Raw genomic sequence first — 23,160 nt, 5'->3', positions numbered from 1 at the left:
CCCCTAAAATAGTTTTGGCCGCAACAGCCAGGTGCCGCTTTGGGAGAGGGGGCGCCCGCCAAGCCCCAATTTGAAATGGGCGAGGCCCGGCGCATGATCGGTGTCGACGCCCCCAAGATCGAGAGTCGCGACGCCCTTCTTTTTCAGCAGACGAATGGCCTGCCAGAGGAGAAGATTGCTGGCATTCTCTTCGCGGCCATCGGGACTGCTCCATCCGATGTGGTAGGTCGCGGTTGATCCATGCCGAAGAAACAGCATCCCCCCGGCCCGGTCCCCCCCCAGCTTGGCTTCGACGCCGAGGACACTCTCCTTGCCCGCAAGCTCTTGCAGGGTGGGAACCAGCCCCGGCGAGAGGGCCCGATAACCGCGGGCGCGTCTCTGCTCGACTTCTCGCTGTAATAACCAGGCATATTGTTCCGGCCGCCGCCCCAGCGGCGTCACCCTCAACTCTCCCCGTTCGGCCACGTTCAACCGGTTACGCCATTTGCCGTCGAGGGCACCGCGCAAGGTCTCTTCGTCTGGCCGCAGATCGAGAAGAATTGTGTGGTAGGGAGACACAATACGGCGCAGCCTGAGCATTTGCTCGGCACTCTCCTCCGCCTCGGGGGGCATGGCCATCAAGAGAGTGAGCCCTTTGACCGGGCAGGTGCGCTGCAGAAGCTTGAGGGCATCGGCCCGCATGTCCGTATCGGCCGGCACCAGCCATAAGGGCCCCATAATGATGGTGGCCAGTTGCAGCCCCGGCAATCGCCGAATCGCCACCTGCGCCAGGGCCACGGGTGTCCCCTGCCGGGCGATGACGGCCCGTCGCACCCGGCCCTTATGGCGGCGAATGACCTCGCCAAAGGCGAAGGACTGTTGAAGCGGGGCGTAAAGCGCCTCAGAGTAAGACGCGTTCCAGCTCTTCGCCGTCGCGCCTTCCCAAGCGATATCGAGACTGTTCCGTTCCCGTCCCATTATGAGGTGGTGAGATGATCCGTCGTAAAAAACAAGCGATCAAGGGGCAACATTTGCCCGCCCCCGCCCTCACCCCCACCGGCTTGAGGCTACTCCTCCTCTATGGGGCCCTGCCGATCATCGCAGGGCTCGCCGTCCTCGACGGTCTTCTCTATCTGATTTTCCGTTTCGGCTTCGACCGCTGCTACGGGGTATGGTGCTTCTTTTGAGCGTCGGCGCCCTTTGGCGGGCCAATAAGGGCACCCCACCGAGTGAGGTCAGCCCTTAGGCTTCGTTGCGAGCGGGGACGATGGTCACGCTTTCCCCACACCCACAGGCATCGGTCTGGTTGGGGTTGTTGAACACAAAGCGGCTCGACAGCTTTTCGGTGACGTAATCGACTTCTGTGCCGAGGAGAAAAAGGATCGCCTTAGGATCGATGAGGATCGTGATGCCGCGATCCTCCACCACCTCGTCCAGGGGGGCGCGATCCGTGGCATAATCCATGGTGTATTCCATCCCGGCACAGCCGCCGTTCTTCACGCCGATCTTGACGCCGATAAAGGCGTCATCGGCGGCCGCCATAATCTCGCGCATTCTCTCGGCGGCGGCATCGGTCAGGGTCAGGGCCTTGGGTCGTGGCCTCGGCATATCACATCCATCCCAGTTCGAGTTTCGCTTCATCGGACATACGGTCAGGGGTCCATGGCGGGTCAAAGGTCATGTCGACATCGCACCGATCAATCCCCTCAACCCGCTCCACCGCCTGGGCCACCCATCCGGGCATTTCCCCCGCGACAGGACAGCCGGGCGCCGTCAGGGTCATCTGTATCGTGACGCGCCCGGGATCGTCGTAATCGACCTTATAGATCAGCCCGAGTTCGTAGATATCCACCGGGATCTCAGGATCGTAGACGGTCTTGAGCGCTTCGACGATCTTGGCGGTGATATTGGCGAGGGCAATCTCGTCCAGGCTCATGGCCTCGGGCGGTTCGGCCTTTGAAGGGGGCTCAGCCTCTGATGGGGAGGCCGTCGCGGCGGCCGAGCTCGGCGTTGCCCTCAGATCGATCATATCCCGCCCTCCGGTTTCGGGGTCGAAAGCCGGGCCCTCGGCGGCGGGCGTTTTCTGCATACTATCGGTCATCATCAATTCAATAGGTTGTGAGCCTTTACGCAGGCGTCAACCAGCGCATCGACTTCGTCATGGGTATTATAGGGGGCGAAACTGGCCCGGGCCGTGGCGGTCACGCCAAGGCGAGCCATCAGCGGCTGACAACAATGGTGCCCAGCCCTGACAGCCACGCCCTTATTGTCCAGAAGGGTCGCCACATCATGGGGGTGGGCCCCTTTGAGATTGAACGCGACGATCGGGCCCTTCTCGGGCGAGGCGCCATAGAGCGTGACAATATTGGTGCTCCGCAGGGCCTCCATCGCGTGATCGGTGAGGGCCCGCTCATGGCTGCGCAGCCCCTCGTGATCCTGCTCCATGACCCAGGACAGCGCCGCCCCGAGGCCGATCGCTTCGAGAATGGGCGGTGTCCCCGCCTCAAAACGGTGCGGCGGCTCATTATAGGTGACGCCGTCAAGATCCACGCGGTCAATCATTTCCCCGCCGCCCCGGAAGGGCGGCATCCCCTCCAGCACCGACTGACGCCCATAGAGAACCCCGATGCCCGTGGGGCCATAGGTCTTATGCCCCGTAAGGACGTAAAAATCGCAATTGAGGGCCTGAACATCGACCGGTCCGTGGACGGCATGCTGGCACCCATCGACGAGGAGCAGGGCGCCGACATCATGCGCAAGATCGGCCATGGTCCTGACATCCGGGAAGGCGCCCAGCACGTTCGACTGACCCGTTATCGCCACCAATTTGGTGCGTGGGGACAGGTTCGCCTTATAGGCTTCGATATCGATATGACCGTTCTCATCGACATCGAGCCATTTGAGGACCACGCCCTTCCGCTCTCTCAGAAAATGCCAGGGAACGATATTCGAGTGATGTTCCATAACGCTGAGGATGATTTCATCGCCCTCACCGATATGATCCTGACCAAGACTATTCGCGACCAGATTGATCGCATCGGTACCGCCGGAGCAAAAAACGATCTCGTCCTGACTGGCCGCCCCCAGATAATTGGCGGCGATGGTCCGTGCCTCCTCAAAGGCCGCGGTGGTCTCATTGGCCAAAGTGTGAAGGCCGCGATGGACATTGGCGTAGGAGGTGGCCATGGCCGTAGCCATGGCGTCGATCACCGCCTGAGGCTTTTGCACCGAGGCCGCATTATCGAGATAGGCCAAGGGCGACTTTCCGATATCGCGAGAGAGGATCGGAAATTGTTGCCGGAAGCGATCAACGTCGAAATCCGTCATCCGGCCCTCCCCGCCGGTCTAACCCGGCTCTTTTTCTTTCCCCCTGTGCGAAAGGGCTGGGCGATCAACGGCAATTCGACCGAGGCGGCCTGACGGGCCGCTTCGAGTTCGCCCATGCGGCGTTCGATCGGCGCCTCTTTCCATTTGTCCGACTGCACCACTTTATCCATAATCTTATAGTCACCGCACCATTCACAGGTGACCCGATCATAATCGCCAAACCGCGGCCAGAAGCGGGCATCGCTCCCGCAGACGTGACATTCCTTGGTCATGAGATCCCCTCTTTCTCTGTCCCCAAGCCCGTCGGCAGACCGTCGATACTGCGCCGATTGCGCGTATCGACATAGTCTTTGAGCCCTTTCTCACCCTTTTGCGCCGCCCATTTATCGAGGACCGAACGCTCTTCGGTGAGGGTCATTTTGGGCACGGCATATCCACAGCTGGTTTGCGCCTGATCGATATCGACCACGACATAGCCGCGCGCCGCAATGTGATCGGGAAATGCCGCGCCGTTGCGCTGCGCGAAGTCGCTTTGCCTATCCTCATAACGACCGTGACCGTAAAGTCGCAGGATGAGGGGCTTATCGCCGAAACTGTTGAACATGATGGTGATACGGCCGTCCGCCTTCAAATGGGCCGCCGTTTCCGCCCCACTTCCCACCAGATCGAGATAGGCCACACATGTTTCGGTCAGTACCCGAAATGTATCGAGCCCCTTGGGTGAAAGATTGACGCGACCGTCCGGGGGGGCCGTGGCGACGAAGAACATCGGCTGCGCTTCGATGAAACGAATCAGTCGTTCATCAAGGCGATCGAAAAATTGCGCCATTACGACATCCCCTTCCAGATATCCTCCGCCACCCGACGGAAATCCTCGTCCTCGATGCGGTTCAGAACCTCACCGGCGAAGGCGCCGATCAACAATTCTCGCGCGGCCTCTTCGCGGACCCCCCTCTGGCGTAGATAAAAGAGCGCTTCATCATCGAGTGCTCCGACCGAATTGCCGTGGGCGCATTCGACATCGTCGGCATAGATCTCAAGTTCCGGCTTTGCTGAAACTTGGGCCCCTTCGGACAGAAGAAGGGCGTGGTGGCTCATCTGGGCATCCGTCCGTTGTGCTTTGCGGTCAACACGGAATTTCCCCTGGAAAACGCCGCGGCCCTGATCGCCGACAATCCCCTTGACCAATTGACGGGTCCGTCCATCCGGCCCCTCATGGTCGATGAGACTGGTTAGGTCGGCGTGCCGCTCTTCGGACAAGCGATAAAGTCCATCGAGAATGATGTCGGCGTGACCGCCCGAAATCAGCGTCTCATGGCGAGACAATTTGGCGCCGCCGGAGAGCACCAGTTGGCGAATCCGCGCGGAACCCGTGGCCGTCCGTCGCAGCCGCGCGAGCCCCGCAATAATCCCCTGGGCCGCAGGCTGAAGGACGAAACGGTCGAGATGCGCACCATCGGCAAGGTCGATATCGGTCAAGCTATTGGAAAAGGCGCCCCCGCCCGCAACCTCGTGGGTTTCGATCAATCGCAGATGCGCTCCCTCCGCAACACCGATCCGTACACGGTCACCGTGATAACCCTCACCATCCGACATGCGCCTGAGCACAATTGTTGCCGAGACCCCTGGGGCGAGAGTGAGGCTCAGCCCCTCCTTCGCCGTCAGGAGGGAGGCCAAGGGCGCATCGCCGATGATTTCAGGGCGCCCTGGTTCACGAGTGATCGTCACCCCCTCAGGCACGTCCGCTGGCACCGTCGCCCGCCCATTTCCGAGCAGGACGACAAACGCCTCTTCTTCCGGCCAGAGCGATGGCGGCACCGTCGATGCGAGAGGAGCCGAAGGCGAATAGGCGGACGAAAGGGCCGCTCTGATATCCGACCAGCGCCACGCCTCGGTACGGCGCGACGGCAAGCCCTCCGTTGCGAGACGGTCCTTCACCGGTCCCTCGGGAAGATCCGCCAACAGCGCTTCTTCCGCTGCGGTCAAGGAAAGCGGGGGGGCTGCCGTCATGCCGCCTCCGTAAACTGATCGTAGCCTTCCGCCTCCAACTGGGCGGCAAGCTCCGGCCCCCCGGTTTTCACGATACGTCCTTGCGACAAAACGTGGATGACGTCCGGTTTCACATGGTCGAGGAGACGCTGATAGTGGGTGATGACGAGAAAGCCGCGATCCGGCCCCCGTAGCGTGTTCACCACATCCCCCACCATCTTCAAGGCATCGATATCGAGGCCCGAATCGGTTTCGTCCATGATGGCGAAGCGTGGAGCGAAAAGCGCCATTTGAAGCATTTCCATGCGTTTCTTTTCGCCGCCGGAAAATCCATCATTGAAGGGACGTTTCAGCTTGTCAGGACTGAGACCGACAAGGGCCGCCTTCTCCCGAAATACTTTGAGAAACTCTGCGGCGGACATTTCTTCCTCTCCCCGGGCCGCGCGTTGCGCGTTGAGGGCAGTACGAAGAAAATTCATGGTCGCCACCCCGGGGATCGCGACTGGGTTTTGAAAGGACAGGAATATGCCCTTGGCCGCCCGCTCCTCGGGGGTCAGCCCCAAAAGGCTTTCGCCATTAAGCGTCACCTCCCCCGATAGGGGCGCATATCCGGGACGACCAGCCACGGCATAGCTGAGGGTTGATTTGCCCGATCCATTAGGTCCCATAATCGCATGGACTTCGCCCGCCGGAACCTCGAGGGACAATCCCTGCAAGATTTCATTCCCCTCGATAGAAAGGTGCAAGTCATCGATCTTCAATAAAGGCATTTAGAGATCCTCCGAAGGCGACGCTTCGTCGTGAATGTGACGGGAGGGCGCCAGATTGAGCAAGATGGCCACCAAGAAAAGGGACATCAGCGCGATGAGCCCATTGATCCACCATACCTCGACCCCTGCCCGGCGGAAGGGAAGATAGAAATTGGCATAGCTGAAAAGGAACAGCCCAAAATAGATCGCGCTTCCCACCATTGTATTGGGCAGGACGAAGGGTCGCTCCCATTTCTTGGCTGATTTACGAAATGGGGCCTGGTTCATCCGACACTCCCCTCAAGACTGACGGCCACCAATTTTTGCGCTTCGACGGCAAATTCCATCGGGAGCTCCTGCAAGACCTCGCGGCAAAACCCGTTGACGAGGAGAGCGACCGCGGCCTCTTCGTCAAGGCCTCGTTGCTGCGTATAAAACAACTGGTCTTCGGACAGTTTCGATGTCGTCGCTTCGTGCTCGAGAAGGGCGGAGGCGGATTTGTCCTCGATATAAGGAATGGTGTGGGCGCCGCAGCGATCACCGATCAATAGGGAGTCGCACTGGGTAAAATTGCGTGCCCCCCTTGCCTTGCGCCCAATGCTCACCAACCCCCGATAGGTTTGATCGGATTGTCCCGCCGAAATTCCTTTCGAGATAATCCGCGATTTCGTCCGCTGACCGAGATGCAGCATCTTGGTGCCTGTATCAGCCTGCTGATGATTGTTGGTGATGGCGATCGAGTAGAACTCTCCTTGGCTGTCATCGCCCCGCAAGATGCATGACGGGTATTTCCAGGTGACGGCCGAGCCTGTCTCGACCTGCGTCCAGGACACTTTTGAGCGGTCTCCCCGGCAATCGGCCCGCTTTGTGACGAAATTATAGATACCGCCTTTTCCGTCCTTATCCCCCGGATACCAGTTTTGAACAGTGGAATATTTGATTTCCGCGTCTTCGAGGGCGACCAGCTCCACCACCGCTGCGTGAAGCTGGTTTTCGTCCCGCATGGGCGCCGTGCACCCTTCGAGATAGGAGACATACGCCCCCTTATCCGCGACGATCAGGGTCCGCTCAAATTGACCTGTATTCGCCTCATTGATCCGGAAATAGGTCGACAGCTCCATCGGACACCGCACCCCCGCCGGCACATAGACGAAGGTGCCATCGGAGAAGACCGCCGAGTTAAGGGTCGCAAAATAATTATCCGTCGGCGGGACAACCGTCCCAATATAGCGCTTCACCAGATCGGGATGCTCCCGGATCGCTTCTGAAATCGACATGAAAAGGACGCCAGCCTTTTCCAATTCCTTTTTGAAGGTCGTCGCCACCGAAACACTGTCGAACACAGCGTCGACCGCCACGCCGGGTCGCGCATCCCCCCTTGCGCCAGCCGCGGTCTCCGCGGCCCCCTTCACCCCCAGCAAGACCTCAGCCTCTTTAAGCGGGATACCGAGTTTCTCGAAATCAGCGAGGATTTCCGCCGGCACATCGTCGATCGACTCGTATTTCGCCCCCGCCTTGGGCTCAGCGTAATAATACTGGTCCTGATAATCGATCGGCGGATAAGTGACCTTTTGCCAGTTCGGCTCCGTCATTTTCTGCCAACGACGAAAGGCCTGAAGACGCCAGTCAAGCATCCATTCGGGCTCTTCCTTCTTGGCTGAAATATAGCGGACTGTCTCCTCTGACAGACCTTTTGGCGCCCGAACGCTCTCAATATCGGTGGTGAAACCGTATTTATAGGTTTCGAGCGACCGTACAGCATCGACGGTCCCCTGCTCGATCCCTTCTTTCACATATTGCTCGCTCATATCATGCTGCCGCGGTGGATGACCCCACGACCCTTTCATAATGTTGTGTCCACTGACGAACGAAACGGTCCGCTGCGCCCTCGGGGGTCGACCACCCAAAGGAAACGCGAATGGCGCATCCAGCCAGGTCGTCGCTCGCCCCCATGGCGGCCAGAACCCCCGATCGTCGCACCTTGCCGGAGGAACAGGCCGAACCGGCGGAAACCGCGATCCCATCGAGGTCCATCACCATCACTTGCGTTTCACTCCAAAACCCCGGCGCGGAAAAACAGGAGGTATTCCCGAGCCGCGGCGCAGAGCGGCCCCAGATCGTGACCCCCTTGGGAAGTCGTTTTTCGATAGCATCCCTGCTCACCGCCAACCCCCGATAGTCGAGGGGGGACGCCAACTCCGCCGCTTTAGCCAGGCCGGCAATCGCGGCGACCGCTTCGGTCCCCGCCCGCCGATAGCTTTCCTGCCCTCCGCCCCGGTGCACAGCAACGCATTCAAGACCAGGCTTCAACAAGAGCGCCCCAGCCCCCACAGGCCCACCGATCTTGTGTCCGCAAATCGCCATGAAATCAGCGCCACAGGCCGTAAAGTCGATCGGCAGTTTGCCAAACCCTTGCACGGCATCGACGAATAAATATCCGCCCTTCGGCCAAATAAGCGGACCAAGCTGTCCAATCTCGTTGATGACCCCCGTTTCGTTATTGGCCAGCATTACGCATAGCAGGAAGGGTCCGTCCGTATCCGCCTCATAGCTATCGAGACGCCGCGCCAGCCAATCGGTATCGATTTGTCCGGTCGGCAAGACCGGCACGTCCTCGATCTCCACTGCTCCCTGATCACGATAGGCATGCGCGGTGGACCGCACGGCATCGTGCTCGGTGGCCCCAAGGAAAATCCGTTTCACCCCCGCCGCGCCCCGGATCGCCGAATGGATGGCAAGGCCCACGGCCTCTGTCCCGCCGCCGGTAAACACAATCCCCTCGATCGGCGCGGACAGGACCTCCCCTAGCGTTGTCCGGGCATTGGACAGCCGTGCTTTGGCTGCCCGGCCCTCTGAATGGGTCGAAGACGGATTACACGGCCCCGAAGACAGCACATCGAGCATCACGTCCCGTACCTGCGGCCGCAACGGGCTTGTCGCATTATGATCCAGATACAGACGGTCATCCATGATCCACCGCCCTTTCCGCCTCATAGGTTTTGTCGGCGATGTCAGCCAAAGAGATATCCGCCAAATAGCTTTCGATATGGCGGTCGAGGCCGGACCATAGATGGTGGGTGAGACAGCGCGCGCTTGTGCCCGTGCACCCCAAGACCGCCCCTGGCTGACAGGCAGTGGAGCGGATCTCTTCCTCTACGGCCCGCACCACTTCGCTGACCGGGATCTCGGCGGCCCGGCGGGCCAGGCGATAGCCCCCATTGACCCCCCGGCGGCTCTCCACAAGCCCCGCTCGGCGGAGTTTGCGCAGGATTTGCTCGAGGAAAGGGGCCGAAAGACGCTGACGCGCGGCGATCGCCTGGACCGTCACGGGAAATGTTGCGGCCTCCTGTGTCGCGATATCCGCCATGGCTGCTACCGCGCCGCGTGCCTTTGCCGTCAATCTCACGGGTCATCCCCTCTGAAGTTCACTAGTCACGGCCTCAAAAAATGGTATAGGCCGCCTCTTCGTCCCGTGGACGTAAGAAATCCGACCTTTCCGGTCAACTTTCGACCCTGCGGCAGACCGTATCGCACTGGGAGTTTTGATGCCTGAGATCATTTTCACTGGCCCCGAAGGCCGCCTCGAAGGCCGATACCAGCGGTCCCGTAAGGAGAATGCGCCGATTGCCCTCATTCTCCACCCCCATCCGCAATTTGGGGGCACGATGAACGACAAGATCACCTATGAAATGTACCATCTCTTCGCCCGGCGAGGGTTTGCGGTGATGCGGTTCAATTTTCGCGGGGTCGGGAAGTCCGAGGGCGAATACGATCAAGGACATGGTGAACTGTCCGATGCGGCCACCGCCCTCGATTATCTGCAAAGCCTTAATCCCACGGCGCCCTTTGCCTGGGTCGCCGGCTTTTCCTTCGGCACCTATGTCGGCATGCAACTTCTGATGCGCCGGCCCGAAATCGTCGGATTCATATCCGTCTCAGCGGCGACGAATATTTTCGATTTCTCCTTTCTCGCGCCCTGCCCCTCATCAGGGGTGGTGATCAATGGCACGGCGGACAAGATTTGCTCACCGGATGCTGCCCGCGATGTGATGGCGAAAACCCGCACGCAAAAGGGACGACGCATCGAATTCCAAACGATCGAAGGGGCCGATCATTTCTTCGTCGACCACGAGCAGGAGCTGATGGACGCGGCCTCCGCCTATCTTGACCGGCGTCTTGGGGAACCGCCCGAAGGCTTGCTGTTCGAGGACTGAGCCTCTCTTGCGGCTTGCGCCCCCTTACGCGCTTCGCCGCGCGGGGGGGGAGCGCTAATTGGCGCGATCAGCCTCGAGATGCACAGTGATGGCCACCTCTTCGGCGATCCCGCCCCCTGGGGCCCCAAGTCCGAGGTCAAGACGGTTGAGCGTCACATCAGCGATGGCCACCGCGCGATCCCCTTCGATCGACAGGGTGAAGGGGAGCGTGAGGGGGACCGACTGATCTTTTACAGTCAGCACGCCCTCGGCCTCGTAATCGCCGGACGGCAGGGAGCGGACCGTCTCGGACACGAACCGGGCTTCTGGATAGTGCTCTATGTCAAACCATTTCGGCTTGACGAGTTCGGACGTGACTGAACGGCTGCCGCCTTCAAGGCTTGTCATGTCGAGCCGTGCACGGATCGTTCCCACGGCGCCGGGATCTGCGGGGTCAAGGCGGATCTCAGCATAGACGCCCGGAATCTCAGCCTGGTACTCATCGCCATAGGCCGTGGCGGCGACCCTCACATGACTGGCCGCCATGTCGACCCGCCAGGCATGGGGGCCCCTCGCCTCCCCGGCGCGCGGCCCTGCCCCAGATCCCATCTCAGCGTCTTGCTGGGGCGGCAGGGTCACGGCGTCATCTTCATTGCCCCAGACCAGCATCACGGTGAGATAGGTAAGGGCCACCCCGACGAGACCTGCTGTCAGGGCGGGAACGGCGCGCCGTCCCGTGACCTCGGACCGGCCCGTCAGCATCCTTAGCAGCGTCCCATCCTGGCTGACATAATGGTGCTTCAGCGCGGCGCCGACATGGAGAACGACCAACGCGATCATCGCCGTTGCCATCGCCCCGTGAGCGTTCTGCAGGATCGCGCGAATGCCCGCGCCCTCAGGCACCGGCAAATCCGGGATCGGAATGAGGAAAAAAAGCTTGGTCGGGATTCCCGCCGGATCTGCGGACACCATTGCCCACCCCAGGAGCGGGACCCCGATCATGAAACCGTAGAACACAATATGCGTGATCCGCGCCACCTCTCGTTCCCACCGGGCCATCTTGTCGGGCAAGGGCGGGGGCGGATGACCGAGGCGCCACCAGAGGCGGACAAAGGACAAGACGAGAACGATCAGTCCCAGTGTCTTATGGTTCTGAAAAGCAATATATTTCAGATCCACCCCCAAAGGCAGATGGGTCATGAACTTGCCGCCGACAAACATCAAAATGATCACGACAGCGATCGTCCAATGCAGCGCGCGGGCGACACGGGTATATCGGAGCGAAGCGTTCATGGCGCCTTATTGCCACGGTCTGTCCGCGTCATGAAGGGGAAAGCGCGGCCATCGGTATATGTGAGGCAAAGAAAGCGCCATTTCCCCGGATGCCTTCACGCAATATTGATCGGTTTGACGCAAACTCTGACTCGGATCGACGCGAATCAGCTACGATCCTAGGTGAAAGTCATGCGCAGTAGATAAGCTGCGCGAGGACAGGTTGTGACGGTTACGGCACCACGCCCGCAGATCCGGCCTTCCCTCTCCGAGGGGCTCAGTCCTCTTTCCCTCTTTTCCGCCGGCGTCTGTCTCCACGGACCGCCGGCTTTTTTTCCTCCAGGTCTAACTAGGGAGTAGAGACCATGACTCGTCGTGCAGCCAAGAAAGCAATCAAACGCAGCGGCAAACAGGTGAGCGACGATCGTGACTCGATGCCCGACAATGTCAGAGTCCTCTTTGAGGATGGCTGGTCGCCGATGCAGTCGCTCGAAGGGCCCAGCGACACCGGCCAACGAGACCAAAAATTCAGGAAAAACGTCAGGGCTCAGAACGACGCCCAGAAAAAATTCTTCCAGCTGGTTTCAGACCACTCCGTCGTCTTCGCGGTCGGCCCTGCGGGCACCGGGAAAACCTATGTCGCCGTCGCCAAGGCGGTAGAGGCCCTAGAGGCGGGCCGGGTCGGGCGCATCGTGTTGTCCCGCCCGGCTGTGGAGGCCGGCGAGAACCTTGGCTATCTCCCTGGGGATATGGAGGACAAGCTGTCCCCCTACTTACGCCCCCTATACGATGCCTTGACCGACCGGCTCAGTGCAAAGAAAGTCCGTTCCCTGATGGCGGAAGGGGTCATCGAGGTGGCGCCGATTGCTTTTATGCGGGGGCGCACACTGAACAATGCGTTCGTCGTGATCGATGAGGCGCAGAATTGCACCTATGCCCAGTTGAAAATGCTGCTGACGCGGCTTGGATGGCATTCAACCATGGTGGTCACCGGCGACCCTGAACAATCCGATCTTCTTCCCGGCGTTTCGGGTCTCAAGGATATCACCAATAAGCTCGAAGAGGTGGAAGGGATCGGTGTCTGCCGTTTCTCCCGAACCGATGTCGTGCGCCATCCGCTGGTGGCGTCCATGATTGAGCATATCTGACGAAAAGCAGCTCACAGGGAGGGGGCTTGCAAGCGCGCGAGCGTTTGAGATCGCCCTACCGGCGCCCCCGCCCTGTCGATGCGATCCCATTTCGCCAAGGCCCTACGGGCCGGCAGAGCAGCTGAGTGTCAGGCTTCGCCTAAGGCGGAGAGATAGAGGTCGAGAAGGGCCTCCATCTCCTGTCGGTCATGGGATTCCATTTTCCGCAGACGGATTACCTGTCGCATAATCTTGGTGTCATAGCCCTCGCCCTTGGCCTCGGCATAGACCTCCTTGATATCCTCCATCACGCCCTTTTTGTCCTCTTCGAGGCGCTCGATCCGCTCAATGAACAGACGAAGGCGATCGGCGGCGACGCCATCGCCGCCCACTGCTGAGGTGTCGGAATCGGAACCGAAATGCGAGGCACCATCTGCCATACGGAAATTCCCCAAAAAGACGGCTGAGGGGGGAAGAAACCCTACCGGCGAGGGAGACGCAAATATGAGTTATCCCCAAGCCGAGGGAAACACGCCCTCGTTCTTGCGGTCTGAGGCCGCCCCATCGGACGCGCCCCGCGCCGTCAGAGGAGAAAGGGAGGAACCTAGAGGACTGCCCCGAACCGCACGGCCTCAAATAGCCGAAGGCGGGTGCGCAAGAAACATGGTGCGGACGGCGGGACTCGAACCCGCACGGCCTAGGGCCTCGAGATTTTAAGTCTCGTGTGTCTACCGATTCCACCACGTCCGCGGCACCAAGCGGTCCTCTTCACTCTGCTGCGAGGCGTTCTGCAAGAGGGGAATTGGACGATCCACCGCCCCGCCCCTCACCAATTTTGGTCACATCGAAAGGCGTTGTCTGATAGGTGTAGTTCAGCCAATTCCCAAACAATAAATGGGCGTGCGCGCGCCATCGGTTGGGCGGTGTTGAGTCAGGATCATCGAAGGGGAAGTAATTTTTCGGCAGCGGCGTCTCGGCATTCTTGGCCCGGTCTCTCAGATACTCATCCTTGAGGCTCGTTGCGTCATACTCAAAATGGTTCATCATAAACAACCGATTGGCAAACGCCTCATGGATGAGACACGGCCCGGTCTCCGCACTATCGATAAGCACCCGAAGTTGATCGACCTGTTCCACCACATCTCGTTTCAACGTCGTCCAGCGCGAGACAGGAACCTGGATCGAATCGGCGAACCCAACGAGAAAGGGGGAGCCCGGACGACAATTATTGTGTGGGAAAACGCCGAATGCCTTTTCGTTAAGGCGCGTCTTTCCCACCCCATGAAAATGATAAAGGGCTGCCATGGCGCCCCAACAGACGAAGAGGCTCGAGTGACAGTTTGACGTGGTCCAGTCGAAGATCGTCTTCAACTCACTCCAATAGGTAATATCCTCATAAGGAATATTGCCGATGGGCGCGCCGGTAACGATGAAAGCGTCGAATTTCTCGCCCTGAACCTCTTCCCAGGTCTTGTAGAAGGCATCGAGATGGGCGGCCGGCGTCGTCTTGGACTGGTGGGTCGTCGCGCGGACAAGGGTCAGCTCCACCTGAAGCGCCGTTGCCGCCAAGAGGCGTGCCAATTGCGTCTCGGTTTGCACCTTATTGGGCATCAGGTTCAACAACCCAACGCGCATGGGCCGAATATCCTGCCGCGCAGCGGCGGATTCGGCCATGACCATAATCCCCTCATCGAGGAGGGTTTCACGGGCGGGCAGTTGGTCTGGAATCTTGATCGGCATAATAGGCCGACGCGCTTACAATAAGACGACCACCAAGAACATCCCCAACAAGAATACCGCTGCACCAATGGTCGACCATTTCAAAATCGACCCTAGATTGGTGCCGGTTCGGGCGCCCCTAACTTCATCGACGGTCAGCGTTTTATCAGCTTCACGCTCGGCCTCCGACACCACGACGGTTTCGGTCTGATCTCGGGTCGATGCCGACGCGGTTGACTGCTCACTGGACATAATTGTCTCCTCTGCCCTGTAATAACGCGTCAGGCCCCCCGTGGTTCCAAGACCGCCGCCCCCGTCAGCTTGTGCCGCCGGGCCCGCCGCTCCATGAGGCCGCGCCAATTGCCCATAGACATGAGCTGGGCATAGATGATCGGCAGAATGTTGGATTTTCGCAGACCCAGGAATTTTTCATCACTGAGGTCGGAGAATTTTTTCTCGTCAACGCCATTATATTTCGCAAACGGCTTGGGCTCGGTCGCCCCTTCGGGGGTGAATTGCGCCACCTGTTCGGCCAGCAATTCATAATTGGCAAGCTCCGCAGCGAACCGCATGGTCATCGCCCGGTCTTGCTCATAGCTCTGGCAATATTGCATCGCCAACTGGGTGGCTTCGCTAGGCTTTCCGTCCTTGAAGAAGGGGGTCGCCGGATTGTCATTGATCCCCTCATAGGCGGTGTCGACGATCAGCGCCATGCGGCTCCCCTCCTCGCCATTTCCCGTCCGCTCGCCGGCGAGGGCGAAAGGATAGCGTCGGAGGTAACCGGGAATGTACGCCGGGGCCTCCCACGTCCCTTTTTCGTCAACGAAAAGGTTCTCGTCATCGATGATCCCGACAACCGCCAAGGGCAGGGGATTGGCCGTATCGGCAAAGATGATCGGAAAGTGCTTGGACGCCTGGGCGACTTCGGAGACGGTAATGGGAACCGCCCGGATCGACTGCGCGAATTGGAAAGGGCGTTTCGGCGGTGTAATCCCGAGCTTTTCGTGATGCTCGATATTCAACAGGGCCGGGCTGCGGAAAAGAAACATGGAGCCTTCGAGACTCGCAGCGGCGGACGGATTGGTCTGGCTCATAGATCCTGTTCCTTGCAGTAGATGAATTGGCGGCGCCCTAGCAGACCCCGGGACAAGGTCAACGAAGCCGCTTGGACCTTCATCCCCGTGAGAGCAAGCGAAGCACCGCTTCGCGAGTAGGCAGGGGCTGTTCTTGCGGCAAGAGATGTCCCCCCTCAATGGCGACGACTTCCGCCCCTTGGGCGGCGAGCCATTCCCGCTCGACGCGGCTGACGGTCGATGCGTTGGTGGCGTGGATCAGGGTGACAGGCCTCTTGGCCTTCAGGACCCGCTTGATCGCCCATCGTATGCGTTGTCCCTGTGCCCCGAATAATGCGGCCTCCCACTTTGGAGGGCACGACAGCCTGACACCCTCCGCCGCCGGCATCAGCCCCTCCTCTAGATAATCGAAGAATGCGGCCTCCTCCCAGTCGCGGAAAAAGGGGTGGGGGCGCAATTTCTCGATCACCGCCTCGCGGGACGGCCAATGGGCGCGACGCCTTAGGGTCGCTTTCACCAGGGGAAGATGCGGTTTGATGAGATACCGGACTGGTGTTCGAAAGATCCACCGCGCCAGCGGATGGAGCAATACCGGTTCGATCAGGATCAGGCGGGAGATACGCTCAGGATAGGCGGCGGCGACCCGCAAAGCAGCATAGGCCCCCAGGGAATGACCGATCATCACCGCCCCGTCGCGGAGCCCCCACCCCTTTGCCCACGCCCTCATATCGTCCCCGATAATCTCCCAGGAGCTGAGCGATGGTGTCGGCCCGACAGTGGTGAAGCCATGGCCCCTGAGCGAGGGCAGCCCCACCCGAAAGGTGTCGGTCAGCGGCGCGACAAAAGAGCGATAGGTGGCGCCGTTGAACCCGTTCGCGTGAAAGAAGGCCAGATCACGGGACCGCTGGCCGGTGGATGTCCAGGTGTGAAAGACGTCGCCGCTATTGGGGAGTGGGATTTGGTCGCTCTTGAACGAAGGCATCACACGCAATCCTATACATCGCCTGCAGATGCAGTACATCGGCGGCGGCGCGATGGGCATGGGGTTTCTCGTCCGATGCCAGGGCGACGAGTTCCTTCGGCTCCCGCGGCCAGATCGGCCGTAACAAATCACCGATGTCGTTGAGGATGTAGTTCGGCTTGATCCCGGCTGCGTCATACAGCCGGAACAACCAGAAACTGTCATAGTCGGGGGCGTCTGAATAGACGGTGGCGCTGCCGATGGCGGCGTTGAGGATCAGCGCCGTCTCCAACGGATCTCGCCCCTCGGTAATCAATCGGTTCGGGGTGATTCGATGGAGCGCTTCGGCGCTTTTCTCCCACGCCTTCATCGACCATTGATCGGCTGGTTTGACCAAGAGCGCATGGGCGTCCCCCGTCTCAAAGACCCAACCGACCTCGATCGGCCAGGAATGGGGACCAAGACCGGACGCCTCAATGTCAATAAAGGCGATTGGGGGCTGAGCTTGGGCCTCCGGCATGCGTTCCTACTTATCTTTATTGATTATCGGGCAACTGAAACGAGGGTCCACGGCACGTAAAGCCACTATAATGACTAGAGTCGTGACGGATCCATTCTGTCATCGGAGGGCACCTGCCACACACCGGTGCCGCTGTCTCTCTCAAGATCAAGGATCTCCTGCGGGTGATCGCCGACCGAGGGGCGGCGCCGACGCTGGTACTGCTTCCATTGTCGCACAGCCGCAAGGGCCCCCGCGGAGAAGGCCGCCGTCACCATAATTGTCCCGATCGCACTCATCAGAGGGTGATAACACGCGTCGCCATCACCGCAAAGTCACAGCTGAAAAACCTCATCGGCCGAACCGTCCCCAAAGCGCCTTGTCTTCGAGAGCGGCCGCCACGGCCTCCGGGCGCCATGCGCCGGGCATCGTCCCAGACAGAAGGCGGGACAGCAAAGAGCGCTTATCGACGTCGAAGCTACGGCTCTGCACCCGATCGCCGAATCGCCGCTTCAACAATGCATCGCGATCCTCGACCCCATCGATCAGACCCAAGGCTTGCGCCTCGTCGGCGATCCAGAAATCCCCGGTAAAGACGATCTTATCCTCGCCTTTCAGGCGATCCCCGCGCCGGGTTTTCACAAGATCGATGAACAGCGCGTGGCTTTTGTCGAGAATGCCTTTCAGATGCGCAACGTCTCGTGGATCCTCGGGGCGGAAGGGATCGAGCTGGGATTTGTTTTCCCCTGCCGTATAGACCCGACGCTCGATCCCCAGACGGCCAATCGCCTCGTGCAGACCGAACCCCCCGGCAATCACCCCGATCGAGCCGACAAGCGCGAAGGGGTCCGCGTAGATCTCGTCACCGGCGAGGGCGAGCATATATCCTCCCGAGGCACCGACATCCTGAATGTGCGCAATCACCGGCACCTTATGTTCCACCGACAAATCCCGAACCTTTTGGAGGATCATCCGCGACTGGACCGGCGACCCGCCCGGCGAATTGATGGACAGCAGGACGGCTCGAGGCTCCCCGGTCTTGAAGGCCTTTTCCAACGCCCCCTCCACAGCCGACAGGTTGAGCGAGCGGCTCGACCGACCGGCGGCGGCAATCACGCCCTCCATCGGCACGATATGGATCATGGGCGGCGGCTCAGGGGTGAAGGGCAAGCGATGCCAAAGGCGTTTCAACATGATGATCTCCCCCCGCCGGGATCGAAGAGGGCGGGATCGCGGCTTCTAGGTCGCAGAAATCTCCTGTTCAACCTTCCCCCGGTCTATGCGATGTGGTTTTGCCTCATCCACTGTCACGATGGATCGCCCGCACCCATGAGTGCGGCGGCAGCCCGGCAGAAAAGGACCTTTTGATGGCGCGTACCGCCGCACTTCCTCCCTCCGCGCCGTTTCGCGATACGGCCAGTCAGCTCAAGGACATGCTGTCGGGGCAGCTTGAGTCCACCAATCAGGTGATCCTTGATCACCTTGCCTCCAGCGTCCCCTTGATCCCCGAAGTGGCGCGGCATTTGATCGCTGCCGGGGGAAAACGGCTCCGCCCGCTCATGACCCTTGCCGCAGCAGAGCTGTGTGGAGAGACCGGTGAAGGCCCACGCCTCCTTGCGGGGGCGGTGGAGCTGATCCATGCCGCAACGCTCCTGCATGACGATGTCGTCGATGAAAGCGCGCTGCGTCGGGGCTTGCGGACGGCGAATATCGTGTTCGGCAATAAGGAAAGCGTGCTGGTCGGTGACTTTTTGTTTGCCCGCGCCTTCGAATTGATGGTCAGGACGGGCTCCATCGAGGTTCTGGGGATCTTGAGCAAGGCGTCCTGCATCATTGCCGAGGGCGAAGTCTTGCAGCTCACCACCTCGCAAAATTTGGAGACCCCCCAGACCATTTACCTCGACGTGATTTCGGCGAAGACCGCCGCCCTCTTCGCCGCAGCGGCCGAGGCGGGGGCCGTCGTTGCCGGGGGCGACGCTGAAAAGGTGGCGGCGATGCGCGCCTACGGCCTTAATTTCGGGATCGCCTATCAGCTTGTGGACGATGCCCTAGATTATCAAAGCAGCGGTGCCGTGCTCGGAAAGACCGCAGGCGATGATTTCCGTGAGGGGAAAATGACGCTCCCCGTGATCCGCGCCTATGCGGCCTCGACCTCGGACGAAGAACGCCAATTCTGGCAACGCACCATCCGTGACAAAGACCAGCGTCCTGACGATTTCGCCCGCGCGAATGAGTTGATGCGCCGGGATCGGATTGTCGAGGCCTGCTTGCAAGAGGCGCGCGGCTATGCCGAGGCGGCCGCCTCGTCACTCGCTGTCTTTCCGGTGGGCGACTTGCGCGGCACGCTTGAGGATCTCGCCATCGGCTCGGCAGAGAGGACGACCTGAGTTTCCTCCCCCGCAAGGAGGAGGGTCAGGACGGAGATCCCGATCAGGGCCACCCCAAAGATCACCCCGAGATAAAACCCAAGAGTATTGACGCTGCCGAGAAGAGCGTAACCGGCAAGGCCCGATGCGATCATGCATAGCACCATGGAGAGCGCTGCTATTTCTTGGGACCGCAGTCCCGCAGATCGCGCATCGGCACTCAGCTCCTGACGCGTCACATATCGGACGGCCCCGATCCCGAAGCGCCGCGCCCCCATATAAAGGCGATCGACCAGCATCGGCAAAAGCGCGAGGCCGAGAAGATAAGGGGTGAAGGCCGCCTCGGTCTGATGGGTGATTTCAATTGCCCCAGCCGAGACGAGCATCCCAAGCCCTAAGCTCCCGCTCATCCCGAGACGAATTGTGCCGGACCAGATATTTCGCACGGTAAGACCAAAGACCCCCGAAGCGGTCAGCGCCATCAGCAAGGTCAGGGTGCCGAATTGAGGCCCACACAGGAGGGTGAGAAGGCATAATCCAATCAACCCTGCGCCGCTGGCAAGCCCCCTCACCTCCTCGGTACGGGCAAAAAGGGTCAGGATCGACGCGATGAAGCCAATGGCAAAGAGGGTGCCGAGGGCATCGGGCAATTGCACCTCGCTTCCCGAAGGCAGAGGAAAGACCGTGATCGGTCCGACCAAGGCAACCGCCGCTGTGGCCAGACCAAGGTTCACAAAGGGGATGGCCCTCCGGCTGAGCGGGCGGGCGTCGGCAATCATGCCAATGACACCAGCCAGGGTTGCCGCCGGCAGCGCCGCCGGCGCCGGCAGATGACCTGCCAGCAGGATGATCGCCATTAAGACCAACACCGTGCCGCCAAGGATCACCCCCCCTGCCCGGGAGGCCTGCCCCCAATGGCCGGAGGGAAGCGCCGTTGGCACAAGGAAAAGCCCAGCCCAAACGGCGATCCCGCTCATCATGTATACGAGACACGCAGTACCGACCGTCAAAATGACGATCGACCCAAAAAAATCGGCCATTGGCCTTCACTCCCACTATCTTTTTTACGTCGATAGGGGCGCCGATACTGACCAATAACCCGATGACCGTAAGTGCCGAGCCGCCCTTTGGGCCGCCTGGCATGAAGCGAAGAGCCCAAACGCTGTTGCCCCACTTCCCGTCATTCGTGCCGCGAGACATCCAGGGGTGCGGCGAAGCCTGGTGATGACTTCACCTATTGTCGGCTCCAATCCGACGGCGGATGCCTCAAGGTCGTTTCGTGTCCCCATCACGAGGTTTTTAACCTCTTTGTAACCTTTTAGACGGGGATGCAAATCAATTGCCAAAGGCGCCGTTATGGGACCCGCCTGATCGAAGGCGCGGAAGACATCGGCCGTGGGCACCGCCCGGCCCGGATTGGCAAGGCAGAGCCAAAGCGGCGGCAGAACAGGACCAGGGGCGATCAGGGTCCCTGTCCCCTGCCCTCGCCAGCATCCCCCCCCATAGACGAGGGGCGCAAGGCACAGCGGTCCATCCGCGCCAAGGCCGACGGCAAGCGCCATGAGCTGTCGCGGCGACAGGGGATCGCCATGGTGGCGATTGAGGAGCCAGAGCGCCAACGCGCCATTGGCGGTCCCGCCGCCAACGCCGGAGGCAAGGGGCACGTCTTTCCGCAGGTGAAAAGAGACATCCGGGGACAGACCCGTCCGGTGACGGAAGAGCTCAAGCGCCTTGATGACGAAGTTAGACGGTCCTGCATCAAGGCCGTGGGCCGACCTCCCCTCAAGGGTCAGCAAAGGCCGCCCCGCCGATCCCGCCACCAGTGACAACCGATCGCCCACCGCGGCATAGACACAGAGGGTATCCACCGGGTGATAGCCGTTCCGATAAGGCGCCCCGACATGCAGGGCGAGATTGATCTTTGCCAGGGCGGGCCAGGAAGAGAGGCTCATGGGCCCGACATAGACGCGTCCCCCGAAGATACCGCTTGATCGGCGAGGGTTCCCGGCGCCGGCGGCGTCCCCGCCAATTTGGCTTCGACCGATTGCCGAAGCGCCGCGCTCAGGCCATCAATCTGCAAGACGCGGCGCCATTCAAAGCGCGCCTCCACTTGGCGGCCGACCTGCCAATAGGCATCGCCGAGATGGTCGGTAATGACATCGTCTCCCGGCTCCAGCTCAACGGCTTGCTCCAGATAGCGCACTGCCTCTTGATAGTTGCCGAGCTGATAATGCGCCCAGCCGAGACTGTCGGTGATCGCGCCGGAAGCGGGACGCTGATCGAGGGCCCGCTCGATCATGGCCAAGGCCTCGTCGAGACGCTGTCCCCGTTCCACATAACTATATCCCAGATAGTTCAGGACGACCGGCTCCTCCGGCGCGAGCACCAGGGCTTCGCGCAGATCGGGCTCAGCCTCCGTCCAGCGATCCGCTTCGGTCAGGATCGCTCCACGGCTGAAATAATACCGCCAAAGATTGGCCTCCCGGTTTTCTTCCGAGGACAGATCGCTGGCAATGCTCAGGGCACGATTGGCCGTAAACACCGCTTTATCGGTACGCCCCTCATCGGCATAGATTTGAGAGAGGGTCAGGGCCACATCCGGCGCCAGCGCATCATGGGTCAGATATCGCTCCAATAGCGCGATGGCCTGGTCCGCCCGATCGAGCGCAAGATAGGCGTCGGCCTGGTCAATGGTGGCATAATTATAGAGCCAACTAGAAGGGGCGATCCGGTCGAGGGCTTCAGCGGCTTCCTGCGGGCGGTCATAAAATCCTTTGATCGCGCCGAGCACATAATGGGCGGCATCGAGATCCGGATCGATCGCGACCGCTAGGCGCGCCAGGGAGAGCGGGACATCGAGATTGATCGGCAGATCGCCAAAGCCAGCCTGGCGGGCGGCGGATTGGCGGGCGATCGCCTGTTCATAGGCGGCCCAAGCGAAATTGAGGAAGACGAGCGCCGCCCCTTCGCTTGGGTTCTGAACGATCCGAAGGCGGGTGCGCTCCGCGATCCGAACGAATTCAGCCGTTTCCTGGGGCAAGGGCGCCTCCAGCCGGGCAAGACCTAACCGGCCGAGGCGACGGGCAAACCCCTGATCCTCCGCCAACTTACTGTAAAAGGAGATGGCCTCTTCTCGGGGTTTGCGCCGCTCCAATAGCCCCCCATAGGCTTCGAGGGCGAGATCCTGCGCATCGCCGCGCAGGGCCTCCGCATAGGCGACCTCGGCGGTTTCGCTGGCCCCATCGAGATCGAACATCAATCCCAAATGAAGGGGGGCGAAGGCCGCTATGGCCGGGTTCTGCGTGGACCTTAAGGACGCAATCGCCGCCTCGCTGCCCTCCGCGTCGTAGATGACCCAAGCCGACAGGAGGTCGGCAATCCCTTGGCCAAGACTGCTTTCAAAGGGTCGCTCAAGGACGGTATCCGCCCCAGAGATGTCGTCCCGCCGAAAGGCCTGGGCCGCGAGGGTCAATCGCGGCAAATCGCGATCAAGAAAGCCAAGAAGCGATTCCAGCTCTGCGGGGGTATCCTCGCGCTCCTCAAGGGCAAGAAGGGCATGAGCGTAGGTGATCGCCCGATCGAATTCCCCCGCCGCAAGGGCCGACCGAAAGGCCCCTGCCTTCAAGGCCCGGGCGCCCGACTCTTGATTAGCCCTGTCAAAGGCCGCGGCGGCAAAATTGTAATCATGCTGACTGGCGGCGAATTTTCCTTGCAGGTAATCGCCGGCCACGGTCTGCGGATTGCGATAGCCGTCTGCAACGGAGGATAAGGAGAGCCCCGGCCCGCCCGCACAGGCGGCCATGGCTCCTAGGGTGATCAGGGTCAGGAAACGAAACGCGCTGAGCGACAAGGGAACCCTTCTCTAGAAGACATGAGAGACCTTCGTCATCCCATTACGTGGCATGT

28 protein-coding genes and 1 tRNA gene are annotated in these 23,160 nt (G+C 60.5%); 4 read left to right on the top strand and 25 right to left on the bottom strand.

All coding sequences use genetic code 11. The features are described from left to right. Nucleotides 1–3: 3 nt before the first annotated feature. On the bottom strand, nucleotides 4–957 hold the full coding sequence (locus tag PB2503_RS09395) for a lipid II:glycine glycyltransferase FemX (RefSeq protein ID WP_013301015.1): 954 nt from the start codon (nucleotides 955–957) through the stop codon (nucleotides 4–6). 14 nt (nucleotides 958–971) lie between these two features. Between PB2503_RS09395 and PB2503_RS09390 the strand changes: the two genes are divergently transcribed. Beyond that, on the top strand, nucleotides 972–1,166 hold the full coding sequence (locus PB2503_RS09390) for a hypothetical protein (protein WP_013301014.1): 195 nt from the start codon (nucleotides 972–974) through the stop codon (nucleotides 1,164–1,166). Nucleotides 1,167–1,221: 55 nt separating this feature from the next. Here the strand turns inward: PB2503_RS09390 and PB2503_RS09385 are convergent, their stop codons facing one another. The 11 genes from PB2503_RS09385 to PB2503_RS09335 all read right to left on the bottom strand — a co-directional run bounded on the left by PB2503_RS09385 (nucleotide 1,222) and on the right by PB2503_RS09335 (nucleotide 9,450). Next, entirely contained in the window at nucleotides 1,222–1,587 is a 366-nt protein-coding gene (locus tag PB2503_RS09385) for a HesB/IscA family protein (RefSeq protein ID WP_013301013.1), read from the bottom strand. 1 nt (nucleotide 1,588) lies between these two features. Next, entirely contained in the window at nucleotides 1,589–2,008 is a 420-nt protein-coding gene (locus tag PB2503_RS09380) for an SUF system Fe-S cluster assembly protein (RefSeq protein ID WP_041535546.1), read from the bottom strand. A gap of 74 nt (nucleotides 2,009–2,082) precedes the next feature. After that, entirely contained in the window at nucleotides 2,083–3,306 is a 1,224-nt protein-coding gene (locus tag PB2503_RS09375; protein ID WP_013301011.1) for an aminotransferase class V-fold PLP-dependent enzyme, read from the bottom strand. Next, nucleotides 3,303–3,578 carry a hypothetical protein gene (locus tag PB2503_RS09370; protein ID WP_013301010.1) on the bottom strand — a complete coding sequence of 92 codons (276 nt, stop codon included), beginning with the start codon at nucleotides 3,576–3,578 and terminating at the stop codon, nucleotides 3,303–3,305. The genes PB2503_RS09375 and PB2503_RS09370 overlap by 4 nt, the downstream gene beginning before the upstream one ends. Then, nucleotides 3,575–4,135, bottom strand: coding sequence for a pyridoxamine 5'-phosphate oxidase family protein (locus PB2503_RS09365; RefSeq protein ID WP_013301009.1), 561 nt, complete (start codon nucleotides 4,133–4,135; stop codon nucleotides 3,575–3,577). Before PB2503_RS09365 ends, PB2503_RS09370 begins: the two co-directional genes overlap by 4 nt. Further along, on the bottom strand, nucleotides 4,135–5,316 hold the full coding sequence (gene sufD / locus PB2503_RS09360; RefSeq protein ID WP_013301008.1) for a Fe-S cluster assembly protein SufD: 1,182 nt from the start codon (nucleotides 5,314–5,316) through the stop codon (nucleotides 4,135–4,137). The genes PB2503_RS09365 and sufD overlap by 1 nt, the downstream gene beginning before the upstream one ends. After that, on the bottom strand, nucleotides 5,313–6,065 hold the full coding sequence (gene sufC / locus PB2503_RS09355) for a Fe-S cluster assembly ATPase SufC (RefSeq protein ID WP_013301007.1): 753 nt from the start codon (nucleotides 6,063–6,065) through the stop codon (nucleotides 5,313–5,315). Before sufC ends, sufD begins: the two co-directional genes overlap by 4 nt. Next, the gene (locus tag PB2503_RS09350) at nucleotides 6,066–6,332 is read right to left on the bottom strand and encodes a hypothetical protein (RefSeq protein WP_013301006.1); all 267 of its coding nucleotides are present in this window, start codon (nucleotides 6,330–6,332) and stop codon (nucleotides 6,066–6,068) included. Next, nucleotides 6,329–7,852, bottom strand: coding sequence for a Fe-S cluster assembly protein SufB (gene sufB, locus PB2503_RS09345; RefSeq protein WP_013301005.1), 1,524 nt, complete (start codon nucleotides 7,850–7,852; stop codon nucleotides 6,329–6,331). Before sufB ends, PB2503_RS09350 begins: the two co-directional genes overlap by 4 nt. A gap of 1 nt (nucleotide 7,853) precedes the next feature. Beyond that, a complete protein-coding gene (locus PB2503_RS09340) occupies nucleotides 7,854–9,014 on the bottom strand; it encodes a cysteine desulfurase family protein (protein WP_013301004.1) in 1,161 nt (386 codons plus the stop codon). Next, nucleotides 9,007–9,450 (bottom strand): Rrf2 family transcriptional regulator, encoded by a 444-nt coding sequence (locus tag PB2503_RS09335; RefSeq protein WP_049781999.1) that lies wholly within the window; start codon nucleotides 9,448–9,450, stop codon nucleotides 9,007–9,009. Before PB2503_RS09335 ends, PB2503_RS09340 begins: the two co-directional genes overlap by 8 nt. 139 nt (nucleotides 9,451–9,589) lie before the next feature. Here PB2503_RS09335 and PB2503_RS09330 point away from each other — a divergent pair, with 139 nt between their 5' ends. Next, the gene (locus PB2503_RS09330) at nucleotides 9,590–10,258 is read left to right on the top strand and encodes an alpha/beta hydrolase (protein ID WP_013301002.1); all 669 of its coding nucleotides are present in this window, start codon (nucleotides 9,590–9,592) and stop codon (nucleotides 10,256–10,258) included. Nucleotides 10,259–10,312: 54 nt separating this feature from the next. On the opposite strand, the gene PB2503_RS09325 is transcribed toward PB2503_RS09330, so the two are convergent. Next, nucleotides 10,313–11,530 carry a cytochrome b/b6 domain-containing protein gene (locus tag PB2503_RS09325; RefSeq protein ID WP_013301001.1) on the bottom strand — a complete coding sequence of 406 codons (1,218 nt, stop codon included), beginning with the start codon at nucleotides 11,528–11,530 and terminating at the stop codon, nucleotides 10,313–10,315. Between the two features lie 344 nt (nucleotides 11,531–11,874). On the opposite strand from PB2503_RS09325, the gene PB2503_RS09320 reads away from it, so the two are divergent. Beyond that, nucleotides 11,875–12,657, top strand: a complete 783-nt coding sequence (locus tag PB2503_RS09320; RefSeq protein ID WP_013301000.1) for a PhoH family protein — start codon at nucleotides 11,875–11,877, stop codon at nucleotides 12,655–12,657. A gap of 128 nt (nucleotides 12,658–12,785) precedes the next feature. Here PB2503_RS09320 and PB2503_RS09315 read toward each other — a convergent pair whose 3' ends face one another. The 9 genes from PB2503_RS09315 to PB2503_RS09275 all read right to left on the bottom strand — a co-directional run bounded on the left by PB2503_RS09315 (nucleotide 12,786) and on the right by PB2503_RS09275 (nucleotide 18,082). Further along, nucleotides 12,786–13,076 carry a DUF2312 domain-containing protein gene (locus tag PB2503_RS09315; protein ID WP_013300999.1) on the bottom strand — a complete coding sequence of 97 codons (291 nt, stop codon included), beginning with the start codon at nucleotides 13,074–13,076 and terminating at the stop codon, nucleotides 12,786–12,788. Nucleotides 13,077–13,300: 224 nt separating this feature from the next. After that, a tRNA-Leu gene (locus PB2503_RS09310) sits at nucleotides 13,301–13,386 on the bottom strand. A gap of 18 nt (nucleotides 13,387–13,404) precedes the next feature. Then, the gene (locus tag PB2503_RS09305) at nucleotides 13,405–14,376 is read right to left on the bottom strand and encodes a homoserine O-succinyltransferase (protein ID WP_013300998.1); all 972 of its coding nucleotides are present in this window, start codon (nucleotides 14,374–14,376) and stop codon (nucleotides 13,405–13,407) included. A 15-nt stretch (nucleotides 14,377–14,391) separates the two neighbouring features. Next, nucleotides 14,392–14,607, bottom strand: coding sequence for a hypothetical protein (locus PB2503_RS09300; RefSeq protein ID WP_013300997.1), 216 nt, complete (start codon nucleotides 14,605–14,607; stop codon nucleotides 14,392–14,394). Between the two features lie 29 nt (nucleotides 14,608–14,636). Further along, nucleotides 14,637–15,449, bottom strand: a complete 813-nt coding sequence (locus PB2503_RS09295; protein WP_013300996.1) for a SapC family protein — start codon at nucleotides 15,447–15,449, stop codon at nucleotides 14,637–14,639. A gap of 79 nt (nucleotides 15,450–15,528) precedes the next feature. After that, nucleotides 15,529–16,410 (bottom strand): alpha/beta fold hydrolase, encoded by an 882-nt coding sequence (locus PB2503_RS09290; RefSeq protein ID WP_013300995.1) that lies wholly within the window; start codon nucleotides 16,408–16,410, stop codon nucleotides 15,529–15,531. Further along, entirely contained in the window at nucleotides 16,370–16,909 is a 540-nt protein-coding gene (locus PB2503_RS14695) for a 3'-5' exonuclease family protein (RefSeq protein ID WP_013300994.1), read from the bottom strand. Before PB2503_RS14695 ends, PB2503_RS09290 begins: the two co-directional genes overlap by 41 nt. A gap of 74 nt (nucleotides 16,910–16,983) precedes the next feature. Next, the gene (locus PB2503_RS09280) at nucleotides 16,984–17,187 is read right to left on the bottom strand and encodes a hypothetical protein (RefSeq protein ID WP_148235242.1); all 204 of its coding nucleotides are present in this window, start codon (nucleotides 17,185–17,187) and stop codon (nucleotides 16,984–16,986) included. Between the two features lie 52 nt (nucleotides 17,188–17,239). Beyond that, nucleotides 17,240–18,082 carry a S49 family peptidase gene (locus PB2503_RS09275; protein ID WP_013300992.1) on the bottom strand — a complete coding sequence of 281 codons (843 nt, stop codon included), beginning with the start codon at nucleotides 18,080–18,082 and terminating at the stop codon, nucleotides 17,240–17,242. Nucleotides 18,083–18,255: 173 nt separating this feature from the next. Here PB2503_RS09275 and PB2503_RS09270 point away from each other — a divergent pair, with 173 nt between their 5' ends. Further along, nucleotides 18,256–19,275, top strand: coding sequence for a polyprenyl synthetase family protein (locus PB2503_RS09270; protein ID WP_041534969.1), 1,020 nt, complete (start codon nucleotides 18,256–18,258; stop codon nucleotides 19,273–19,275). Here PB2503_RS09270 and PB2503_RS09265 read toward each other — a convergent pair. Genes PB2503_RS09265 through PB2503_RS09255 form a run of 3 tightly spaced genes read right to left on the bottom strand, consistent with a single transcriptional unit; the run spans nucleotide 19,173 to nucleotide 23,104 of the window. After that, nucleotides 19,173–20,294 carry a hypothetical protein gene (locus tag PB2503_RS09265; RefSeq protein WP_013300989.1) on the bottom strand — a complete coding sequence of 374 codons (1,122 nt, stop codon included), beginning with the start codon at nucleotides 20,292–20,294 and terminating at the stop codon, nucleotides 19,173–19,175. The two genes, PB2503_RS09270 and PB2503_RS09265, sit on opposite strands and share 103 nt — an antisense overlap. 24 nt (nucleotides 20,295–20,318) lie before the next feature. Then, nucleotides 20,319–21,206 carry a 4-(cytidine 5'-diphospho)-2-C-methyl-D-erythritol kinase gene (locus tag PB2503_RS09260; RefSeq protein ID WP_013300988.1) on the bottom strand — a complete coding sequence of 296 codons (888 nt, stop codon included), beginning with the start codon at nucleotides 21,204–21,206 and terminating at the stop codon, nucleotides 20,319–20,321. Next, nucleotides 21,203–23,104, bottom strand: coding sequence for a tetratricopeptide repeat protein (locus PB2503_RS09255; protein WP_013300987.1), 1,902 nt, complete (start codon nucleotides 23,102–23,104; stop codon nucleotides 21,203–21,205). The genes PB2503_RS09260 and PB2503_RS09255 overlap by 4 nt, the downstream gene beginning before the upstream one ends. Nucleotides 23,105–23,160: the final 56 nt, after the last annotated feature.

The sequence above is a fragment of the Parvularcula bermudensis HTCC2503 genome (assembly GCF_000152825.2).
In the GTDB taxonomy this organism is placed as follows: Bacteria; Pseudomonadota; Alphaproteobacteria; order Caulobacterales; family Parvularculaceae; genus Parvularcula; species Parvularcula bermudensis.
The sequence above is the reverse complement of the archived record's forward strand: the minus strand, read 5'-3'. Positions and strand labels throughout refer to the sequence as shown.